The 20,650-nt window shown below is 73.9% G+C and carries 17 protein-coding genes; 8 read left to right on the top strand and 9 right to left on the bottom strand.

All coding sequences use genetic code 11. The features are described from left to right. The first annotated feature begins 221 nt into the window (after nucleotides 1-221). Entirely contained in the window at nucleotides 222-1,142 is a 921-nt protein-coding gene (locus ACWCPN_RS28495; protein ID WP_451211842.1) for a cation diffusion facilitator family transporter, read from the top strand. 107 nt (nucleotides 1,143-1,249) lie between these two features. Here ACWCPN_RS28495 and ACWCPN_RS28490 read toward each other — a convergent pair whose 3' ends face one another. After that, nucleotides 1,250-1,699, bottom strand: coding sequence for a nitroreductase family deazaflavin-dependent oxidoreductase (locus tag ACWCPN_RS28490; protein WP_451211630.1), 450 nt, complete (start codon nucleotides 1,697-1,699; stop codon nucleotides 1,250-1,252). A 119-nt stretch (nucleotides 1,700-1,818) separates the two neighbouring features. Continuing rightward, nucleotides 1,819-2,442, bottom strand: a complete 624-nt coding sequence (locus tag ACWCPN_RS28485; protein WP_451211627.1) for a LysE family transporter — start codon at nucleotides 2,440-2,442, stop codon at nucleotides 1,819-1,821. Nucleotides 2,443-2,735: 293 nt separating this feature from the next. Here ACWCPN_RS28485 and ACWCPN_RS28480 point away from each other — a divergent pair, with 293 nt between their 5' ends. The 3 genes from ACWCPN_RS28480 (at nucleotide 2,736) to ACWCPN_RS28470 (ending at nucleotide 4,799) form a co-directional block, all read left to right on the top strand. Beyond that, the gene (locus ACWCPN_RS28480) at nucleotides 2,736-3,965 is read left to right on the top strand and encodes a cytochrome P450 (protein ID WP_451211624.1); all 1,230 of its coding nucleotides are present in this window, start codon (nucleotides 2,736-2,738) and stop codon (nucleotides 3,963-3,965) included. 12 nt (nucleotides 3,966-3,977) lie between these two features. Next, nucleotides 3,978-4,178, top strand: a complete 201-nt coding sequence (locus ACWCPN_RS28475; RefSeq protein ID WP_199213037.1) for a ferredoxin — start codon at nucleotides 3,978-3,980, stop codon at nucleotides 4,176-4,178. Between the two features lie 66 nt (nucleotides 4,179-4,244). Next, nucleotides 4,245-4,799, top strand: a complete 555-nt coding sequence (locus ACWCPN_RS28470; protein ID WP_451211621.1) for a flavoprotein — start codon at nucleotides 4,245-4,247, stop codon at nucleotides 4,797-4,799. 75 nt (nucleotides 4,800-4,874) lie between these two features. Here the strand turns inward: ACWCPN_RS28470 and ACWCPN_RS28465 are convergent, their stop codons facing one another. After that, the gene (locus ACWCPN_RS28465; protein WP_451211618.1) at nucleotides 4,875-5,741 is read right to left on the bottom strand and encodes a hypothetical protein; all 867 of its coding nucleotides are present in this window, start codon (nucleotides 5,739-5,741) and stop codon (nucleotides 4,875-4,877) included. Between the two features lie 137 nt (nucleotides 5,742-5,878). After that, nucleotides 5,879-6,721, bottom strand: a complete 843-nt coding sequence (locus ACWCPN_RS28460) for an endo alpha-1,4 polygalactosaminidase (protein WP_451211840.1) — start codon at nucleotides 6,719-6,721, stop codon at nucleotides 5,879-5,881. Between the two features lie 158 nt (nucleotides 6,722-6,879). On the opposite strand from ACWCPN_RS28460, the gene ACWCPN_RS28455 reads away from it, so the two are divergent. Together ACWCPN_RS28455 and ACWCPN_RS28450 are read left to right on the top strand one after the other, a co-directional pair. After that, on the top strand, nucleotides 6,880-7,848 hold the full coding sequence (locus tag ACWCPN_RS28455; RefSeq protein ID WP_451211615.1) for an aldo/keto reductase: 969 nt from the start codon (nucleotides 6,880-6,882) through the stop codon (nucleotides 7,846-7,848). Between the two features lie 371 nt (nucleotides 7,849-8,219). Continuing rightward, nucleotides 8,220-10,043, top strand: coding sequence for a ricin-type beta-trefoil lectin domain protein (locus ACWCPN_RS28450; RefSeq protein WP_451211612.1), 1,824 nt, complete (start codon nucleotides 8,220-8,222; stop codon nucleotides 10,041-10,043). 12 nt (nucleotides 10,044-10,055) lie between these two features. Here the strand turns inward: ACWCPN_RS28450 and ACWCPN_RS28445 are convergent, their stop codons facing one another. The 4 genes from ACWCPN_RS28445 to ACWCPN_RS28430 all read right to left on the bottom strand — a co-directional run bounded on the left by ACWCPN_RS28445 (nucleotide 10,056) and on the right by ACWCPN_RS28430 (nucleotide 14,260). Then, on the bottom strand, nucleotides 10,056-10,550 hold the full coding sequence (locus tag ACWCPN_RS28445; protein ID WP_199213750.1) for a universal stress protein: 495 nt from the start codon (nucleotides 10,548-10,550) through the stop codon (nucleotides 10,056-10,058). A 31-nt stretch (nucleotides 10,551-10,581) separates the two neighbouring features. Further along, complete coding sequence (locus ACWCPN_RS28440; protein WP_451211608.1) at nucleotides 10,582-11,877, bottom strand: arsenic transporter; 1,296 nt, start codon at nucleotides 11,875-11,877, stop codon at nucleotides 10,582-10,584. Between the two features lie 118 nt (nucleotides 11,878-11,995). Further along, nucleotides 11,996-12,721, bottom strand: a complete 726-nt coding sequence (locus ACWCPN_RS28435; RefSeq protein ID WP_451211605.1) for a DUF4232 domain-containing protein — start codon at nucleotides 12,719-12,721, stop codon at nucleotides 11,996-11,998. A 150-nt stretch (nucleotides 12,722-12,871) separates the two neighbouring features. Further along, nucleotides 12,872-14,260, bottom strand: a complete 1,389-nt coding sequence (locus ACWCPN_RS28430; RefSeq protein ID WP_451211602.1) for a serine/threonine-protein kinase — start codon at nucleotides 14,258-14,260, stop codon at nucleotides 12,872-12,874. A gap of 46 nt (nucleotides 14,261-14,306) precedes the next feature. On the opposite strand from ACWCPN_RS28430, the gene ACWCPN_RS28425 reads away from it, so the two are divergent. Then, nucleotides 14,307-14,855, top strand: coding sequence for an RNA polymerase sigma factor (locus tag ACWCPN_RS28425; protein ID WP_199213043.1), 549 nt, complete (start codon nucleotides 14,307-14,309; stop codon nucleotides 14,853-14,855). Here the strand turns inward: ACWCPN_RS28425 and ACWCPN_RS28420 are convergent. Beyond that, nucleotides 14,849-17,233 carry a SpoIIE family protein phosphatase gene (locus ACWCPN_RS28420; protein WP_451211599.1) on the bottom strand — a complete coding sequence of 795 codons (2,385 nt, stop codon included), beginning with the start codon at nucleotides 17,231-17,233 and terminating at the stop codon, nucleotides 14,849-14,851. The two genes, ACWCPN_RS28425 and ACWCPN_RS28420, sit on opposite strands and share 7 nt — an antisense overlap. 264 nt (nucleotides 17,234-17,497) lie before the next feature. Between ACWCPN_RS28420 and ACWCPN_RS28415 the strand changes: the two genes are divergently transcribed. After that, nucleotides 17,498-20,587: a glycoside hydrolase family 2 TIM barrel-domain containing protein gene (locus tag ACWCPN_RS28415; RefSeq protein WP_451211596.1), complete on the top strand. Its 3,090-nt coding sequence runs from the start codon at nucleotides 17,498-17,500 to the stop codon at nucleotides 20,585-20,587. The last annotated feature ends 63 nt before the right edge of the window (nucleotides 20,588-20,650 follow it).

The raw sequence follows: 20,650 nt of genomic DNA, 5'->3' as shown, positions 1-20,650 counted from the left end.
TCGTCCTCCTCGCCGTGCGCGGGCGCGTGTTCCGCCACCACGCGTTCCCCTTTTTCGCCCGCCGGCACGGTGTGATCCGGTGGAGCGCGGGCAGTCGGCACCAAGTGAGTGGGACATCCTCTGAACAGCAGACGGCCGCACGGACGGCCGAGGACTCCAACGATGGGAAGGACACCCGGCGGACCGGCGAATCGGGCGGTGACCGGCACACCAAGATCACCGTGCTGGTCGCCCTGGCCGCGAACCTCGTCATCGCCGCGGCCAAGGCCGTCGGCGGCGTGCTCGCGGGCTCGCCCGCGCTGCTGTCCGAGGCCGCGCACTCCGTCGCCGACAGCCTCAACGAGGTCTTCCTGCTGGCAGCCCTGCGGCGCAGCAGCCGCCCCGCCGACCGGCAGCACCCCTTCGGCTATGGCAAGGAACGTTTCTTCTGGTCTCTCCTGGCGGCAGTCGGGATCTTCGTGATGGGCGGTTGCTTCTCCTTCTGGCAGGGCATCGAGGCGCTGCGCAGCGGCGCGGAGGAGAAGTTCAGCGGCTATGTGGCGGGCCTGATCGTGCTCGGCGTGGCGCTCCTCGCCGAGGGCGCCTCGCTGTTGCGGGCCCTGCACCAGGTGCGGCGGCAGGGCGGCGGCCGCGCCGCTCTGCGCGACCCCGCCCTGCGCACGGTCGTCGCCGAGGACGGCACGGCGGTGCTCGGCGTGACCTTCGCCCTCATCGGCATGGCCCTGCACATGGTGACCGGCCAGGTCGTCTGGGAGGCCTCCGCCTCGATCGCCATCGGCGCGCTGCTGGTGTACGTGGCCTACAGGCTCGGCCGGGACGCCAAGGACCAGCTGGTCGGCGAGGCCGCCGACCCGGAGCTGACCGGCAGGATCCGTTCGCTGCTCGACGCCCAGCCGGAGATCGACAGCGTGGAGTCCCTGCTCACGATGAAGATGGGTCTCGACTCCACCCTGGTGGCCGCCCGCATCGACCTGGTGCCCGGCCTGGACAGCGAGCGGGTGGAGGAGGTCTCCGTGCGGATCAAGCGGTCGATCTCCACCACGGTTCCGGCCGCCGACCACATCTACCTCGACGTGACCGACCGGTCGGCCCAGGAGGCACGAAAGGGCCCCGCCGCGACGGGGGAGCGCGGCGGGGCCTGAACGTCGGCTGCCCGGCCCCGGACGGGTTCATACCCTCGGGCGCGGGAATTTCTCAAAGGCGCCGCCGCCCGGCCGGAACCTGCGTCCGGCCGGGCGGCGGCGCCCCGTCAGTTCCCCTCGAACGGCTCCAGGACGAACACCGGGATCTCCCGGGACGTCTTGCGCTGGTAGTCGGCGTACGGCGGGAACGCGGCCACCGCCCGCTCCCACCACTCCGCCTTCTCCGCGCCGGTGATCTCCCGGGCCCGCATGTCCTGCTTGGCCGCGCCGTCCTGCAGCTCGACGTGCGGATCGGACTTCACGTTGAAGTACCAGACCGGATGCTTGGGCGCCCCGCCCAGCGAGGCGACCGCCGCGTACCGGCCGTCGTGCTCGACCCGCATCAGCGGTGTCTTGCGGATCTTGCCGCTGCGGGCACCCCGGGTGGTCAGCACGATGACCGGCAGCCCGGTGTCCCGCAGCGTCGTGCCCTCGGTGCCCCCGGAACTCTCGTACAGCTCGACCTGCTCGCGCACCCACTGCGTCGGGCTGGGTTCGTACTCGCCCTCAAGTGGCATGGGATCCGTCTCCTTCGTCGGTCCGGCTGATGGTGCTCCGGACGGCCACAACACGCGCGGCCGTCCGGATCATCCGTACCGCGTGCCCCGTCACCCGCGGGGGTGAACCCCGCTTCCGGCTACGTGGTCATCCGCACCGCCAGCACCAGGATCACGGCGCTGGAGAGCAGTGCGGTCGTCAGCCGGCCCCGGTGACCGGTCAGCGAGCGGCCGAGCAGCGCGCCCCCGCCGGCCAGCAGCAACTGCCAGCTCGCGGACGCGGCGAAGGCCGCCACCACGAACGCCACCCGCTCCGGCGGCCCGCCCTCCTGCGCGGTGCCGCTGCCGAGCACCAGCGCCGCGAAGTAGACGACGGTCATGGGATTGAGCAGGGTGATCCCGAGAAGGCCGAGATACGCCCGTCCCGCGCCGGGAACCGGCCGCTCGGGGCGGGTGGTCAGCCGCTGCGCGCGGTATTGCCGCAGGGCGAGCAGCGCGGCCCGCACCGCGAGCACCGCGAGGACCAGCGCCGAGGCCCAGCGCAGCGGGTCCAGCACCGGCCGCAGCTGCGCCGCGAGGGCGGCGCCGCCCAGCGTGGCGAGCAGTGCGTACAGGCCGTCCGCCGTGGCGACGCCGAGCGCCGCCGAGGCGCCGGTGCGCAGCGAGGTACGGGCGGTGAGGGAGACCAGATACGTCCCGACCGCGCCCACGGGGACGGCGATGCCGTACCCCGCGAGCAGCCCCGCGACCAGCGCGCCCGTCATGGGCGTGCGGTGCCGGGCCTCCCGGGACGGCCGGGCTGCTGTCGGCCCGGCACCGCGAGGACGGTGGCAGCGGGCGTCGGCAGGAGGGAGTCTGTAAGAAGCATGGGCCGATCCTGGGGCCGCCGCGCCCGCACCGGCAAATGAATTTCGGCGCGTTCCGTTCCCTGGTCAGCACGCTGTTCGGCCACATCCCGGCGCACACCGATCTGGCCGAACTTGCCGTCGCCCCATAGGTGCCTCGGGCATCTAATGAAGATCGGCACGACGCACCTCTTCGTCTGCGAGGTCTTTCCATGACGGAACTGACGGACATCACCGGCCCGGGGACCCCGGCCGACCCCGTCGCCTTCCCCCAGGACCGAACCTGCCCCTACCACCCGCCCACCGGATACGACCCGCTGCGCGACGGGCGGAGCCTGTCCCGCGTCACCCTCTTCGACGGCCGCGAGGTCTGGATGGTCACCGGCCACGCCACCGCCCGCGCGCTGCTCGCCGACCCCCGCCTGTCCACCGACCGCACCCGTCCCGGCTTCCCCGTGCCCACCGCCCGCTTCGCGGCCGTCCGCGACCGCCGGGTGGCGCTGCTCGGCGTCGACGACCCCGTCCACCAGACCCAGCGGCGGATGATGATCCCGTCGTTCACCCTCAAGCGCGCGGCCGGGCTGCGCCCCACCATCCAGCGGACCGTCGACGGACTGCTGGACGCGATGATCGAGAAGGGCCCGCCGGCCGAGCTGGTCTCCGCCTTCGCCCTGCCCGTGCCCTCCATGGTCATCTGCGGGCTGCTCGGCGTGCCGTACGCCGACCACGAGTTCTTCGAGGAACAGTCCCGGACGCTGCTGCGCGGCCCCACGGCCGCCGACTCGCAGGGGGCGCGCGAGCGGCTGGAGCAGTACCTCGGCGGGCTGATCGACGACAAGGAGCGGCAGGCCGAACCCGGCGACGGCGTCCTGGACGACCTCGTCCACCAGCGGCTGCGCACCGGTGAACTGGACCGGCGGGACGTGGTGGCGCTGGCCGTCATCCTGCTGGTGGCCGGCCACGAGACGACCGCCAACATGATCTCCCTCGGCACCTACACCCTGCTGCGGCACCCCGGCCGGCTGGCCGAGCTGCGCGCCGACCCGGCGCTGCTGCCCGCCGCCGTCGAGGAGCTGATGCGGATGCTCTCGATCGCGGACGGGCTGCTCCGCCTCGCGCTCGAGGACATCGAGGTCGCCGGCACCACGATCCGGGCCGGCGAGGGCGTCCTCTTCGCCACCTCGGTGATCAACCGCGACGAGTCCGTGTTCGCCGACCCCGACACCCTGGACTTCCACCGCTCCACCCGCCACCACGTGGCCTTCGGCTTCGGCATCCACCAGTGCCTGGGCCAGAACCTCGCGCGCGCCGAACTGGAGATCGCCCTCGGCACCCTGCTGGAGCGGCTCCCCGGCCTCCGGCTGGCCGCGCCCGCCGAGGAGATCCCGTTCAAACCCGGCGACACGATCCAGGGGATGCTGGAACTCCCCGTGACCTGGTAAGAGGCTCTGGGCATGCACATCGACATCGACAAGGACCGCTGCATCGGCGCCGGCCAGTGCGCGCTGGCCGCACCGGGCGTGTTCACCCAGGACGACGACGGCTACAGCACTCTGCTCCCCGGCCGTGAGGACGGGGCGGGCGACCCGATGGTCCGGGAGGCGGCCCGCGCCTGTCCGGTGAGCGCGATCAGGGTGACCGAACCAGCCGGCTGACAGGCCGGGGAGGGCGGCCCCGGGCGCGGTCCGCGGCCGCCCTTCCCGGTTCAGTAGGGTCGTGCGATGACCTCACAGGCCGGCAAGCCCTTCCTCTACGTCATCGTCTGCGCGGCCGGGATCGCCGCCGGAGTCACCCGGCTGATCGGCGCCGCCCGTGAACGGGGCTGGGAGGTCGGGGTCATCGCCACACCGGTCGCGATGGGCGGGTTCTTCGACACCGCGGCCGTCGAGGAGCTGACGGGCCGGCCGATCCGGTCGGCCTGGCGCTCCCCGGCCGATCCCCGCCCGTTCCCGCCGCCGGACGCCGTGGTGGTGGCGCCCGCCACCTTCAACACCGTCAACAAGTGGGCGGCCGGCCTCGCCGACACGCTCGCCGTCGGCACGCTCTGCGAGGCGGTGGGTCTCGGCGTGCCGATCGCCGTCCTGCCCTGTGTGGCGGACGCGCTGGCCGCCCACCCCGCGTACCGGGAGAGCCTGGTCCGGCTGCGCGGGATGGGCGTCCGCTTCGGCCAGCCGTACGCCGGCCCGCCCGGGGAGGACGGCGGACGGCCCGGATTCGCCTGGGAGAGCGCCCTGGCGCTGCTGGAGCGGACCCCGGCCCGCCGGCAGCCGGGCTAGGGGGCGTCTGCCCGATCTTCGCGGGTCCGCGACGCCCGGTGCGGCCTGATCCCGCGAAGATCGGGGAGACGCCCCCTAGACGCAGGTCAGCGTCGGCCCGGCGAGCATCCCCCCGGTGTACAGGGACTGGCCCTGCGCCACCCAGTAGCCCAGCTTGGAGACCACCGTGGAGCAGTCGGGCCCGACGGTGACGCGGACCTTCACCCTCTCCGGGTGGCCGGGCTGCAGCGCGGTCAGCGCGCAGTCCAGGGAGTGCCCCAGCCGGGTCTTCGAGGGGTAGCGGCCGACCAGCGGGTTGACGCAGCGGGCGTCGTCCGTGGCGATCCGCACACCGGTGGCCGCCTCGCCGATGAGCCCGAGCCGGGCGCTGCCGTCGCCCTCCTCGCTGTCCCGGCGCACCGTGTAGGTCAGCGTGGTGGTCGTGTTGCGCCGCAGGGTGGTGCGGTCGACGGTGACGGCGTGCGTGGGCTTCGCCTTGGGCGCGGTCACGGTGAGCGTGGCCTCCACGGTGCCCCGCAGGTCGACCCCGGCCGGCGCCGACCGCACCCGCACGTCGGCGGTGATGTCGTACGTGCCGGGCCCCGGGTACTCCTGTGCGCCCGGCAGCGTCCCGGTGGCCAGGGTCCGCCCGGCGCGGTGCGCCGTCCAGGTGCCCTCGGTCCGGCAGGTGTAGCGCACCCGTACCCCGGCCCGCCGGCAGCTCGCCGGGGCGGAGACCGTGAGCTGCGGGGAGCCGCTGCCCGCGCAGACGCTGACGACGGCCAGCTGGCCGTACGGGCCGCGCAGGGTGCCGGCGGGCGCGCACAGCGTGGACGGCCCCTCGGCCGCCCGGGACGGCGCCGACGGCGTGGCGCTGGGCTGCCCCCAGGCGGGGGTGACGAGGGCGGCGGGCAGCAGCGCCGCCCCCGCCAGGCATCTCAGGATGGTGGGACGTGTCGGCACCTGGTGTCCTCCGGCGGCCGGGACCGGCCGACTGCCGGTCGTCTGGGCCGAGGATGAGCCGACCGTACGACTGTCGGACCGCGCCACGCCGGGTCGGTCACCGGGAGGCGGCACGGCACCAGGGCCGGTCGGCCCCCTCAGCGCACCTCGCGGACGTACTCCGGCGCGTCCGGTGTGGAGACGCCCACGTCGCGGCGGACGATGCTGAGCCGGCCGCCCCAGCGCGCGAGGGCCCTGCGCAGCCCCCGCTCGGTGTACTCGATGTCCACGACGTGGTCGTCGAACGCCTTGGCGTACGCCTCGCACTCGTCGTACTGCCCGCACTCCTCGGTGACCGCGAAGTCCAGTCCCGCCGCCTTGCGCCGGGCGGTCAGTTCGGCGGTGTTCTTCTGCCCGACGGCCAGATCCCGGGCGTGCGCGTGCCCGGTGAGCAGGCGCATGAACGCGACCGCGTCGGCGGCGGTGAGCAGCCGCCCCGAACGGGTGTAGCTGTCGTAGTTGTCGGGCTCCACGGCGTCGAAGCCCTTCTTCGCGCAGCCGTCGATCCACCGGTTCACGCGCGCCGCCACCCGGCTCCGCTTGGCGGGGGTGCGGATGTCCAGCAGCGGTTCGTCCCAGTCCTCGTCGATGACGAGCCTGCCGTGGCCGTCGCGCAGCAGCAGGTCGGCGGGCCAGTCGGAACGTTCCCCGGGCTGGGCCTGGAAGGCGTTGACGTAGCAGATGTTGTACAGGCCGGGCGCGGGGGAGCCGGACCGGTCGCGGCTGACGACGCGGACCCCGTGGGCCGGGGGATAGGCGCCGCCGATCTGGTAGTCGAAGCCGGCGTGCCGCGGCGGCGGCAGGTACGCCGGGGACTCCGCGGTCCTCGCCTCGCGGGCCGAGCCGCAGCCGGATGACGCGGTCGCGGCGAGGGCCGTGACGAGCAGGGCGGCTGCGACCCGCGTCCTCCGGCCGCCCACGCGGGAGGCACCCTTCGTCAGCACGTCCACTCCGTCGCGTCGCCGTCATGGCCCCGCTCCCGACCGGCGCGGCACGTCCGGAAATCCAACCCTCCGGCCACGGCCAGGGTCAAGTCGGCGCCGGGAGCCGGACGTACGCTCCTGAGTGACCACCGCTTCCGAAGGCAGGAGCAGCAACGATGCAGTACGTGAAGCTCGGTTCGACGGGCCTGGACGTGTCGCGGATCTGTCTGGGCTGCATGACCTACGGCCTGCCCGACCGCGGCACGCACGAGTGGACGCTCGACGAGGAGGCGTCCCGTCCGCTGATCCGGCAGGCGCTGGAGGCGGGCATCAACTTCTTCGACACCGCCAACGTCTACTCCGACGGCACCAGCGAGGAGATCGTCGGGAAGGCGCTGCGCGACTTCGCCGACCGCGACGAGATCGTGCTGGCCACCAAGGTGCACGGCCGGACGCGGCCGGGCCCCAACGGCGCCGGCCTGTCCCGCAAGGCCGTCCTGACCGAGATCGACCACAGCCTGCGCCGTCTCGGCACCGACTACGTGGACCTCTACCAGATCCACCGCTACGACCACACCACCCCCGTCGAGGAGACGATGGAGGCGCTGCACGACGTGGTCAAGGCGGGCAAGGCCCGCTACGTCGGGGCGAGTTCGATGTACGCCTGGGAGTTCGCAAAGGCCCAGTACACCGCCGAGCTGGGTGGCTGGACCCGGTTCGTGTCCATGCAGAACCACTACAACCTGCTCTACCGCGAGGAGGAGCGGGAGATGCTCCCGCTCTGTGCCGACCAAGGGGTGAGCACGCTGCCGTGGAGCCCGCTGGCCCGTGGCCGGCTGACCCGCGACTGGGGCACGGTCACCGAGCGCAGCGCCGGCGACGCCTTCGGCGGTCGCCTGTACCTGGAGAGCGACCGCTCGATCGTCGAGGCGGTGACCCGGATCGCCGAGGACCGGGGTGTGCCGCGCGCCCAGGTGGCGCTGGCCTGGCTGCTGCACCGTGACACGGTGGCCGCGCCGATCGTCGGCGCCGCCCGCCCGGGGCACATCGAGGACGCGGTGGCGGCGGTCGAACTCGAGCTGAGCGAGAAGGAGATGGAAGAACTCGAGCAGCCCTACACGCCGCGCGCGATCAGCGGCCACTGACGGTCCGGAACCGGTCCGCGCGGGCGCGCCCCCGTGCCGCGCGGACCGGCGCCCAGTCGCCGCCGGGTGCCCGGCGAGCGGGTGTGAACGGCGGTAATGCGGCACGAAGGCTTTCTTGACAAAATGTCAAAAGGGCAACCGCCGGAATTCCGTTGTCGGGAACCGGGAGATCTCTTGTTCCCTAGTGCCCGACTGTGTAAAAGTGTGCGCTGTCGGCGCGCAGACAATTACATTTTCCGCTGCATGCGCCAGGCCGCTCCGTACGCCCCCCACGCTTCAAAAGAGCTGCCACGGCGGCGTTCGGGATGCCGAGGCCAATCCATACCCGTTGGTATGGACTAATTTCCGTGCCGTTCTGGAGGAATGCAGCGGTGAATGACGCAGGCAGGTCGGATTCCGTGCCGACCGGCCGCCGGTTCGAAGTCCCGGACGAGCGGCTGAGCGCCGAACTGCGGAAGTGGACGGGAACCTCACCCGCGCTGCACCCGGTCGGTGAACTCCTGGACCGGCACTGGGAGGCGGCCTTCGCCTACGCCCGGCTGTGCACCGACGGGCCCCGGGCCGCCGGCATGCTCACCACCGCCGCCTTCACCCGGCTGTTCGGCGAGTCCCTCAGGCAGTCGGGCCCGTCCGCCGCGTGGCGGCCCCATCTGCTGGTCACCGTCCGCCGGATAGCCGCCGAGTGGGACGGCGACGGCCGTCAGGAACTGCTGCACCCCGCCCTGCGCACCGACCCCGCCACCGGTGAGCGGGCGTCCGCCCGGCTGCTCCCGCCGCCCGGCCGGCGGCTGCTCTCCCGGGCCTTCCAGCGGCTGCCCCAGTCCGCCCGCGCCGTGCTGTGGCACATCGAGGTCGAGGCCGAACCCCTCGCCGTACCGGCCGCGTTGCTGGGCCAGGACGAGGAGGAGACCCACGTCGAACTCGGCCGCGCCCGCGACCGGCTGCGCGAGGAGTGCCTCCAGGCACACCGCGAACTCGCGCCCGAGACCGAGTGCCGGCGCTACCTGCGCATGCTCGACGTCACCTTCCGGCGCGGCGGCGTCGACATCGACCCCGATCTGCAGCGGCACCTGGCCGGCTGCCGGCACTGCCGGCAGACCGCCGACCAACTCGCCCAGTTCAACGCGGGACTCGGTCTCGCCCTCGCCGAGGCCGTCCTCGGCTGGGGCGCCCGCGCCTACCTGGAGGCCCGCGCCACCCTCCCCGACGCGGCCACCGGCCCCGGGCCCGGACCGGCGGCCGCCCCGCCCGGCGGCGAGGTCTTCGCTCCCGCGCCGTCCCACGCCTCAGCGGCATCCCGCCGTACCGCGCCCCTCAACCCACCCGGACCCTCCCGCCGGTCCGCGCACCGGGCCGCCCGCCGCGCCCGCCGCCGCGATCTCGCCCTCGCCGCCGCCGCGGTCAGCGGCCTCGTCGTACTGCCTCTCGTCCTGTGGTCGGTGCTCAGCCCCGGAGACGAACCGGCGCCCGCCCCCGACGCCACCCCCTCCCGGACACCGGGCGAGGACTCCGCCGGGCCGGGCCCGTCCTGGGCCGGCTCGAGCGACACCACCCAGGGGGCCCTGCGCGGCCGGCTGCACAACCTCGCCTCCGGCCTGTGCGTGGACGTCGTCGGCCGCAAGGCCGTCCAGGGCGCCGAGACCGAACTCACCAAGTGCTCCTCGGCCCCCGTCCAGCAGTGGCGGTACGAGACCGACGGGCTGTTGCGCAACGCCTCCGCACCGGACCTGTGCCTGGACTCCCACCTCGGCTACTCGGTCCGGCTCGCGCCCTGTTCGGCCACCGCGAGGGCCGCCAAGGACATCCGCTACGACTTCACCCTCCAGGGCGCCCTCGTGCCCCGCTCGGACCAGGACCTGGCACTTGCCCCGGCCGCCACCGACGGCTCCGGCGCCCTCGTGCTCAAGGTCCGCACCGCGACCTCCGCCCAGCGCTGGAGCGTCGACACCGACGCCCCCGACCTGGAGATGCAGATCGTCAACTGGGACATCGACAGCACGCCCGCGCCGTCCACGCCGGCCAGGGTCACCCCCGGGGCCGCGAAGTCCCCGTCCCCGTCGCCCACCCCGACGGCGGCCGTGTCGACCGCCCCGCCGCCGGACTCACCGAGCCCCGACTTCTGCTCCGTCCACCCGTCCTACTGCTCCTGGGGCGGCGGTGGCTACGGCGGGGGCGGCGGGCACCACCACCACTGACCCGCCGCCCGCTCAGTGGTGGTGATGCGGCGGCGGGGGCGGGATCGTCGCCAGGCCGGGGGCCGGTTCGGGCCAGACCAGCAGCACCGGGCAGGGCGCGTGGTCGACGGCGAACCGGACGGCCGGACCCAGACTGCGCGGCCCGAGCCGCGAACGGTCGCCGTCCCGCGCAAGCACCAGCAGATCCGCGCCCTCGGCGGCGGCCACCACCTCCCGCTCGACCCGGCCGGACCGCTCGGCGCGGGCGCACGGCCGCCCCAGCCGCTCTGCCGCCGCGTCCAGGATCTCGGTGGCCGAGGTGCCCTCCAGCGCCTCCAGCAGCCCGCCCGGATCCCGTTCGGGATGGCCGCGGCCCAGGAGCCCCGCGAACGCGCCGTGCGCCACCCCGGGCACGTCCGGTCCGGACACGTGCAGCAGCACCACCTCGGCGTCCGGCGGGGCGTGGGTGCGTACGGCGTCCACACAGGCGGGCCAGGTGCCCTCGACGAGCCAGGCGATCACGCGCATCCGGCCGGCCTCCCTCGGCTCACGGAATTCCTCAGAGAATCTGCAGCGCCCCCCACAGTGCCACCACCGACACCGCCAGCGAACAGGGCACGGCGATCAGACCCAGCCGGGTGAACTCCCCGAGGTCCACGCCGTGCTCGTGCTGATGCACGATCCGCCGCCACAGCAGGGTGGCGAGCGACCCGGCGTACGTCAGGTTCGGGCCGATGTTCACCCCGAGCAGCACCGCGAGCACGGCGCCGGAACCGGCCGGGGCGGCGAGCGGCAGCAGCACCAGCACGGCCGGCAGGTTGTTGATGAGGTTGGCCAGCACGGCGGCCAGCGCGGCGGTCCCGAGCAGCGCGGCGAGCCCGGTGCCGCCGGGCAGGACCCGCCCGAGCACGTCCGCGAGCCCGTTGTCGACGACCGCGCGCACCACTACGCCCAGCGCCAGCACGAACGCCAGGAACGCCGGGGCCGCCGCCCGCACCACGGCCAGGGGCGTCGCCCTGCGCCGCAGCAGCGCCCGCCCGGCCAGCACCAGCGCGCCGGCCGCGGCCACCCACGCCGGGTCCACGCCGAACGCCGAGGCCACCACGAACCCGGCCAGTGTGCAGCCCACGGTCACCAGCGCGAACAGCGGCAGCGGCGGCGCCTCGGCGGCCTCTGCGGACACCGGGGCCGCGGCCGTCAGGTCCCGGGCGAAGAACCGCCGGAAGACCAGGTACTCGGCGCCGATCGCCACCAGCCAGGGCAGCGCCATCAGGGCCGCGAACCGGGTGAAGCTCAGTCCGCTCGCCGCGAAGGCGAGCAGGTTCGTCAGGTTGGACACGGGCAGCAGCAGCGACGCCGTGTTGGACAGATGGGTGCACGCGTACACGTGCGGTTTCGGCCGTACGCCGGTGCGCGCGGCGGTGGCGAAGACGACCGGCGTCAGCAGCACGATGGTGGCGTCCAGGCTGAGCACGGCCGTGATGGCCGACGCCAGCGCGAACACCGCCGTCAGCAGCCGCACCGGCCGGCCCGCCGCCCAGCGCGCCATCCACGCCCCGCACGCCTGGAACAGCCCCTCCACGTCGCAGAAGTGGGCGAGCACCAGCACCGCCGCCAGGAAGCCCACCACCGGCCCGAGCCGCTCCGCCTCCGCCCGGGCGTGTTCCAGCGGGATCGCACCGGTGGCGATCACGATCCCGGCGGCGGGCACGGCCAGCGCCGCCTCGGGCCAGCCGAAGGGACGTACGACCGCCCAGGCGAGCACGGCGACGAGCAGCACGGCCGACAGGGCCTCGGCGAGCGGGGTGTTCAGGGCGGGTCCTTCCGGATCGGTCTCCAGGTGGTGCCCGCCCATGAAAGCAAACGCCGGCGCGCGCACCACGGTGACCGGGTGCCCGCCGCGCCCGGGAATCGATCCCGGAGCGCCGGAACGAGTCCCGCCGGGCGGGGTCCGTCCCGGCGGCGGGAGCCGGTCAGGCGCCGGTGCCGGGGCTGAAGACGGTCAGGAACACGGAGGAGGAGTTCCCGCCGACCGGGACCTCCCCGGCCGTCCACGCCACCTTCAGATGGTCCCGCTCGTCCGGCGGGGTGATCAGCAGCCCGGACGGCCTGGCCGTCTTCGCCTCGCTGATCTCCGGGTTGGAGAAGGTCAGACCGGCCCAGGCGCTCTGCCCGGGCTTGAGCGTGACGGTCGCCGCAGTGCCGGAGGAACGCTTGGGGTCGGGACCGAGCTGGGTGCCGGAGGCGTCCACGAAGGCCGCTCCCGGATAGCCGCGCAGGGTGCAGGTCCGGCCCGACCTGTTGGTGAGCACGAGGGGGAAGTTCTCCTGGCCGGCGCCGGGGTTGTTGCGGCCGACGGCGGCCCGCAGCTCCGAGGTGTGGCACCGGGTGCTGGTGGCGGCGGTCTTTCCGCCGCTGTCGGTGCCGGTGCCGGTGTTCGTGCCGCTGCTGGTTCCGCCCGACGTCGTGCCCGTCTTCGGTGCGGAGGAGGAAGCCGTGCCACCGGGGGTGGAGGCGGCGGGGGAGGAGACGGTGGAGGCCGGGCTGCCGCCGGCCTCGGTGGCCGGACCCGCCGTGCCCGACACCTTCTGGGGCGCGGAGCTGCCGTCCTGGCTGCCGCAGGCGGTCAGCAGGCCCAGTACGGCGACCGCGCCCGCGAGGAGGGCCCCGCGCCGCGGGGACCGGGATGAGTACGCCATGTCGCTCAACACTCCTGGATCTTCACGGCACGCGACGGGCGCGTGCCTCCGGCGCCGGGTGCGCCGTCACCACACTCCGATGCGCGGGGCGCCGGAAAAGTTCGCCTCGCCCGGAAATCCCTTCCCCGCACCTGGGCGCGCGGAACGTCCTCAGGTCACCCGCAGTGAGCGCAGTACGGTCTCGGTCCCGTCGCCGTCACCCCGCCGGCGGACCTGGACGTACACCTGCGGCCCCCCGGAGTCCCCTGCCGGTACCAGGGCCGACTCCGTGACCGAGCCGCCGTCCGGGCAGCCGCTCCAGGCCCGGACGCGGCCGTGCCAGTCGGCGCTCTCGAAGCTCCGGGATCCGGCGTAGTGACAGCTCGTGTGGGTGAGGGCGGTCACCCGGGCGGTGACGTCGCCGTGCTCGCTGAGTCCCACGAACACGCCGTCGACCCCGGCCCGCATGTCGGACCAGCGGGACAGGTCGCCGGCGACCACCAGCCCCGGCTGGTGCCCCGCGGGCAGCCCGAGGGCGTGCGGATCCCAGCCGGAGTCGCGCAGCTCGCGCGCCCAGCCGGCCGGCACCTCGACCGAGACGCGGCCGGTGGCGTCCCGCACCTCGGTCCGGCCGCCGGAGCCGGGGCGGTACAGCACCAGCGTCACCGTGACGGCGGCCGCCACCGCCGCGGCCACCGCGGCCAGGACCAGCGTCCCGGTGCCGAGCCGCCGCCGGAGGGAGTCGAGCCGCCCGCCCGCCCGGCCGTCCACGGGCGCCGCGAGCCGGTCCAGCTCGTCCGCGAACGCCTGCGCTCCCGGCCAGCGCCGCTCCCGGTCCGGCTCGAGGGCGCGCAGCAGGGCCCGCTCGGCGTCCGCGCCCAGGTCCGGCCGCAGCCGCCCTGGCGGCACGACCTTCCCGGGCGGTCCCGGGACGGTGCCGGTGACCAGTTCGTAGCCGACCGCCCCCAGGCTGTAGACGTCGGCGCGGGCGTCGATGCCCGCGCCCGGCTCCGCCTGCTCAGGCGGCTGGTAACCCGCCGAGCCGGCCGCGAGGGTGAGTACCGAGGCCTGCGCGAGGCTCTTGGCCAGCCCCAGGTCGGCGAGCAGTACCCTGCGTTCCCCGTCCGGGGCGGTGTGCAGCAGCACGTTGGTCGGCTTGATGTCCCGGTGCACGATGCCCGCCTCGTGCAGCGCGGCGGCGCCGCGCGCGGCCAGCGCGGTCAGCGCGAGCGCCCGCGGCACCGGCAGCGGACCGGCCGTCAGCAGATCGGCGAGGGTGCCGCCGTCGGCGTACTCCATCACGAAGTACGGTCTGCCGTCGGGGAGTTCACCGATGTCGTAGACCTGCACCACCCGGCTGGAGCCGGCCCGGCGCAGCAGCCGCGCCTCGGACAGGAAGCGCTCCCGGACGTCGAGCCGGTGCGCCCAGTTCTCGGCGAGGACCTTCACCGCCACCGGCGCGTCGAGCTCGTCGTCGTGGGCGAGCCACACCGTGGCGAAGGCGCCAGTGCCCAGGCGCCGTTGGAGGCGGTAGCGGCCGATCCGCTCCAAGGAGTGCATACCGCTATCATGCCTGCCCTGAGATCGACTTCCAGGGGGCCCCGACGTGCCGGACGAGGCGACGGCCGAAGACCTCGCCCGGAGCGCCGCCGCCGGCGACCGGGCGGCGCTGGACCGGTTGCTGGCCGGGCTGCGGCCCGAGGTGGTGCGCCGCTGCGGACGGTTCCTGCCGTGCCGGGAGGACGCCGAGGAGGCGGCGCAGGACGTGCTGCTCCAGGTGGCCCGGCACATCTCCGGCTTCGAGGGCCGCAGCCGCTTCAGCACCTGGCTGTACACCGTCGTGGCGAACTGCTGCCGGCAGAAGTACCGGGAGCTGAAGCGGCGGGCGGCCGAGCGGCCCGCCGTCATCGAGCCCGCCGAACACGTCGACCCGCGCACCACCAGCGTGATCGCCGGCTCCCGGGTGGACCTGCTGGAGGCCCTGGACCGGCTGGAGCGCGAGCACCCGCACCTGGTCGCGCCCCTGGTGTACCGGGACATCTGCCAGCTCGACTACGCCGAGGCCGCCGAGCGTGCCGGCATCCCGCTCGGCACCTTCAAGTCCCGCCTGCACGAGGCCCGCAAACAGGTACGGCCCTGGCTGCGGGTCTACTGATCCTCCCCGGTCAGGGTGAGTTCCGCCCAGATGGTCTTGCCCTCCGTGGTGTGCCTGCTGCCCCACCGCTGGGTGAGCTGGGCGACCAGCAGCAGCCCGCGGCCGCCCTCGTCGAAGATCTTGGCGCGCCTGAGGTGCGGCGCGGTGTGGCTGCTGTCGGACACCTCGACGATCAGCGTGGCCGCGTCGTGGATCAGCCGCAGCCGGATCGGCCGCGAGCCGTACCGGATGGCGTTGGTGACCAGCTCGCTCACCACCAGCTCGGCGGTGAACGAGGCCTCGCTCAGCGACCACGTCTCGAGCTGGTCCAGCACCTGCTTGCGGATCGGCGCGACCAGTGCCGGGTCGGCGGGGATGTCCCAGGTCGCCACCTGGGAGGCGGGCAGCCCCCGGGTGCGGGCCAGCAGCAGGGCCACGTCGTCGGTGACCTCGCCCGGCGGCAGCAGCGTCTGCAGCACGAGGTCGCAGGTGTCGTCCAGGGAGCCCGCGTACGCCTTCAGCGCCTCGCCGAGCAGCCGCCTGCCGACGTCCAGGTCCCGGCTGCGGGACTTCACCAGGCCGTCGGTGTACAGGGCGAGCACGGTGCCCTCGGGCAGCTCCACCTCGGCGGACTCGAACGGCAGCCCGCCCAGCCCGAGCGGGGGACCGGAGGGCAGCTCCAGTTCGTGCGGTTCGCCGCCCGGCCGCAGCACCAGCGGCTGCGGATGGCCCGCGCGGGCGAGCGTGCAGCGCCTGGACACCGGGTCGTACACGGCGTACAGGCAGGTGGCGCCCACCTCACCGGGGCTGTCGTCGCCGCTGTACTGCTCGGACAGCCGGATCACCAGGTCGTCGAGGTGGGTGAGCAGCTCGTCCGGGGCGAGGTCGAGGTCGGCCAGGGTGCCGACGGCGGTACGCAGCCGGCCCATGGTGGCCGAGGCCTGGATGCCGTGCCCGACCACGTCCCCGACGACCATCGCGACCCGCATGCCGGACAGCGGGATGACGTCGAACCAGTCGCCGCCCACCCCGGCCCGGGCCGCCGGCAGGTACCGCGAGCGGGCCTGCAGGGCGGCCGTGCGGGGCATCGTGCGGGGCAGCAGGCTGCGCTGGAGGGCGAGGGCGGTCTCGCGCTCGCGGGAGAAGCGGCGCGCGTTGTCGATGCAGACGGCGGCCCGGGTGGTGATCTCCTCGGCCAGCAGCGCGTCGTCGGCGGTGAAGGAGTCCGGCCGCCGGTGCCGGGTGAGGACGGCGACCCCGAGGGTCAGACCGCGCGCCCGGATCGGCACCGACATGGTCGAGTGGATGCCGAACCTCCGCACGACCTGGTCGCGCGCGGTGTGCCAGCTGTGCCACTTGGCCATGTTCCCGGCGGCCACCGAGGCGATGATGGTGCGCCCGGCGGTCAACGCGTCGGCCTGCGGGGAGAAGTCCGGGTACAGCTCCGCCCGTCCCGGCCGGACCACCGCCTCCGGTACGCCGCCCAGCACGGACTGATGGGCGGTGCGGCGCAGCCGCAGGGGCGCGGTGACGCGCGCCGGGGGCTCTCCGTCGTACTCCTGGGGGTCCAGCAGGTCGATGGTCACGAAGTCGGCGAGCACGGGTACGCACACGTCCGCCAGTTCCTGGGCCGTGCGCGTGATGTTCAGCGTGGTGCCGATCCGCGCGCTCGCCTCGTTGACCAGCTGCAGCCGCTGGCGGGCCCGGTGGTTGTCGGTGACGTCGTGCGCGGCCAGGCACACGCCGACCACCCCGCCCCCCGCGTCGGTGATCGGCGCCATCCGGGTGAGCCAGGCCGTGATCCGGTCGTCGCCGCCGACGTTCCCCGTGTTCTCCATGTCCAGCGGCAGGCCGGTGGACAGCACCTGGAGCATGCCCCGTTCCAGGTCCTCCGTCGGCCGCTGCCCGCCGAGTTCGGAGATCCGCAGGCCCCTGACACGCTCCTCGGGCAGCCCGATGAAGTCGGCCATGGCCGGATTGATGCGCCTGAGGCGGAGCTGGTCGTCGTAGAGCGCGACCGCGCAGGGTGACTGGATGAGGCTCGCCCCGGTCAGCGTGTCGTCGTCCAGGGCGTGCGGCCGGTCGCCGGTCAGGGGGGAGACCAGCAACCAGTCGGCGCCGTGGCCGTCACCGGGCGGCCGGCGGTGGGCGAGCAGCCACACGGGGACGGTGCGGCCGTCCCGGTGGCGCAGCTCCAGCGTCCCGTGCCAGCGCGTCCCGGGGGGCGCCTCGGGCAGGCTCTCCCCCGCCAGCAGGCGGGCGGCGGGGTGGCCCACGACGGACTCGGGCGGGTGGCCGAGCAGGCGGCGCGCGCCCTCGTTCCACTCGACCAGTGTTCCGTCGTCGTCGATGACGGCCCGGGCCGTGGCCGCATCGTCGAACGGATAGACCCGGCTCATCGTCGCCGCTCCCAGCGCACACTCACAGTGAACAGTTGGTACCCCGCGCGTTCCAGCCTAGTGCGTGCCGCACCTGGCGCGGGGACGGTGACTCCCGGCAGTCGGGTCGATCCGTCGAACAGGGTCAAGGGGGATTTCCGGCCGATGTGCCACCGGGTCCGAATGCGCGGTTCCGGGCCCTTGACGGCGGCGTGCGCGGCGACGTCAGAATCTGTTGGAACACGATCAGTTGTGAGTACTTCTGGGCCCGGATGAGGGAGAACGATGACGGTCACGCGCAGATCGGTTCTCGTCGCCGCCACGGCGGCGCCCGCCGCCGGGGCGCTCCCGGGCGCCCCCGAGGCACTGGCCGCCGGTGCCTCCGGGGCGGCGGGAGGGCGCCACACCCTCCCGCTCCGGGACGGCTGGCGCTTCGCGCTGGCCGACCTGGACGGCGGCGCCGGGGAGAGCGGGAGCCACGCCGGCGCGGCGGAGCCCGGATACGACGACTCCGGCTGGCGCCAGGTCGCCGTGCCCCACGACTGGAGCATCGAGCAGACGCCCACCACGGAACACGGCACCACCAGTGGCACCGGCTTCTTCCCGGGCGGCCTCGGCTGGTACCGGCTGTCCTTCACGCTGCCTCCGGCCTACGCCGGCCGGCGGATCTCGGTGGAGTTCGACGGCGTCTACATGGACTCGTCCGTCTACTGCAACGGCACCGAGGCGGGCCGTCATCCCTACGGCTACACCGGCTTCGCCGTCGATCTCACGGGCCTCGTGCACACCGACGGCAGGACCACGAACGTCCTCGCGGTCAAGGTGCGCAACCAACTCCCCAGCAGCCGCTGGTACTCGGGCAGCGGCATCTACCGCGAGGCCCGACTCGTGGTCACCGAGCCCGTGCACGTGGCCCGCTGGGGCACCCGGGTCACCACCCCGGAGATCACCGCGGGCCGGGCACTGGTCCGGGTGGCGACGACGGTGGTGAACGAGTCCGGCACCGGCGCGGTCGTCCAGGTGCTGTCCCGCGTCACCGGCCCCGACGGCCGCACGGTCGCCCGTACGTCGAGCACGGCCGCCGTCGCGGGCGAGGCCACCGAGACCCATGAACTGACAGTCCCCAAGCCGCGGTTGTGGGACTTCGACACCCCGCACCACCGCTACACCCTGCACACCGAACTCCGCGTCGGGGGCCGTACCACCGACACCCACAGCACCTCCTTCGGCATCCGCGCCTTCCGCTTCGACCCCGACGAGGGCTTCTCCCTGAACGGCGCGCACACCAAGATCAAGGGCGTGGACCTCCACCACGACCAGGGCGCCCTCGGTGCCGCGGTCAGCCTGGACGCGGTGCGCCGGCAGATGACCGTCATGAAGTCGATGGGTGTCAACGCCTTCCGCACCTCGCACAATCCGCCCTCGCCGCAGATGATCCAGGTCTGCGAGGAACTGGGCATCGTGATGATGGTGGAGGCCTTCGACTGCTGGCGCACCGGCAAGACGGCGTACGACTACGGGCGCTTCTTCGACGAGTGGTGCGAGCGGGACGCCACCGAGATGGTGCTCGCCGCCCGCAACTCGCCCGCCGTCGTGCTGTGGTCCATCGGCAACGAGATCCCCGACTCCACGACCACCGCCGGACTGGCCATGGCCGACCGGGTCATCGGCGCCGTCAGGGCGGCCGACGACACCCGCCCGCTCGTCATCGGCTCGGACAAGTACCGCCGGGTGCCGGCGAAGGGCTCGGCGGCCGACCTCATGCTGGCCAAGCTCGACGGACTGGGGCTGAACTACAACACCGCCCAGTCGGTGGACGCGCTGCACGCCGCCTACCCGCACCTGTTCCTCTTCGAGTCCGAGTCGTCCTCGGAGACCTCGACCCGGGGCGCGTACCAGGAGCCCGAACACCTCAACACCGGTGAGAACCACACCCCGGGCCGGCGCGACGCCTCCTCCTACGACAACAACCTCGCCTCCTGGACGATGAGCGGCGAGTACGGCCACAAGAAGGACCGCGACCGGAAGTGGTTCGCGGGACAGTTCCTGTGGTCCGGCATCGACTACATCGGCGAGCCGACGCCGTACGACGTCTTCCCGGTCAAGGCGTCCTTCTTCGGCGCCGTGGACACGGCCGGCTTCCCGAAGGACATGTACCACCTGTTCCGCAGCCAGTGGACGGACGAGCCGATGGTCCACCTGCTGCCGATGAGCTGGAACCACGAGGAGGGGACGACGGTCGAGGTCTGGGCGTACGCGAACGTGCCCTCCGTGGAGCTGTTCCTCGACGGCAGTTCCCTCGGAACGAGGGAGTTCGACGTCAAGCGGACCACCGACGGCCGCGCCTACCTGGAGACCACGGAGGCCACCGGTGACGACAAGACCTTCACCGGCGGCCCCTACCCGGGCAGTTACACCAGCCCCAACGGCAGCGCGGGCAAGCTGCACCTGAGCTGGAAGGTGCCCTTCCGGCCGGGGGAGCTGAAGGCGGTGGCCCGCCGGAACGGCAGGATCGTCGCCACCGACGTGCTGCGCACCGCCGGCGATCCGCACGCGGTGCGCCTGACCGCCGACCGCGAGTCCCTGGCCGCCGACGGCCGCTCACTGGCCTTCGTGACCGCGGAGATCGTGGACGCGCACGGTGTGGTGGTGCCCGACGCAGGCCACCTCATCTCCTTCTCCGTCACCGGGGGCTCCCTGGCCGGCGTCGACAACGGCCGCGAGGAGAGCGCCGAGCGCTACCAGGCGAGCACCCGCACCGCCTTCCACGGCAAGGCCCTGGCGATCGTCCGGTCCGGCGGCCGGCCGGGCCCGCTCGAAGTGACTGCGCGGGTGGCCGGCCTGCGCGAGGGCACCGTGCGGATGCGCACCGCACCGGCCCGCTCGGTCGCCACCACGCCGGTCACCTCGTTCGGGCCCGGCCGCCCGGAACCCGCCGGCCTCCCGCACGCGGACGCCAGTTACTCGGGACGGCCCGACACCCTGCCCGCCGCGATGCTGGACGGGGACCCGGCCACCGGCTGGTCCAACGCCTTCGCCAAGGCGGCGACGGCGCTGCTGCCCGCGTTCAGCGGCGCCCGCGCCGCGGACTGGGTGTCGGTCGACTTCGGCCGCTCCCGCGACCTCGACCGGGTGGCGGTCTCCTTCACGGTCGACAGCACCCACGCCAGGCCCGCCGAGGCGGCGGTGGAGGTGTGGGACGGCCGCGCGTACGTCCCGGTGACCGGGGCGAGGACGGACTGGGCCACCGCCTCGGACGCCCCGACGGTGATCACCTTCGACCGGGTGCGCGGCTCGCGGCTGCGCCTCCGGCTCACCAGCGCGTATCCGGGCGGGGCCGGGGGAGCGGTGCGCATCAGCCGGCTCGACGTCTGAGAGCCGGGGCGGGTCCGGACGGGGAGCCGCGAACGGGCGCCCCCGTCCGGACCGTTGACGCGG

The organism is Streptomyces sp. NPDC002386 (genome assembly GCF_053593175.1).
This window is presented reverse-complemented; position numbering and strand designations above follow the sequence as displayed.